At 54.4% G+C, this 204-nt stretch carries 2 tRNA genes; both read left to right on the top strand.

Annotation, left to right across the window (positions count from 1 at the left end):
• Position 1: 1 nt before the first annotated feature.
• Positions 2–77, top strand: a tRNA-Lys gene (locus tag ATB02_RS26000).
• Between the two features lie 50 nt (positions 78–127).
• Positions 128–203 (top strand) — tRNA-Val (locus tag ATB02_RS25995).
• The last annotated feature ends 1 nt before the right edge of the window (position 204 follow it).

The raw sequence follows: 204 nt of genomic DNA, 5'->3' as shown, positions 1-204 counted from the left end.
CGGGTCGTTAGCTCAGTTGGTAGAGCAGTTGACTTTTAATCAATTGGTCGCAGGTTCGAATCCTGCACGACCCACCACTAATGCAGTGGGTTCGGTGGAAGTAGTTTGTAGTATCCAGCGCAGTATCGGGTGATTAGCTCAGCTGGGAGAGCACCTCCCTTACAAGGAGGGGGTCGGCGGTTCGATCCCGTCATCACCCACCAC

It is taken from the genome of Escherichia sp. MOD1-EC5189, assembly GCF_002966045.1.
GTDB lineage: Bacteria > Pseudomonadota > Gammaproteobacteria > Enterobacterales > Enterobacteriaceae > Escherichia > Escherichia coli_F.
The sequence above is the reverse complement of the archived record's forward strand: the minus strand, read 5'-3'. Positions and strand labels throughout refer to the sequence as shown.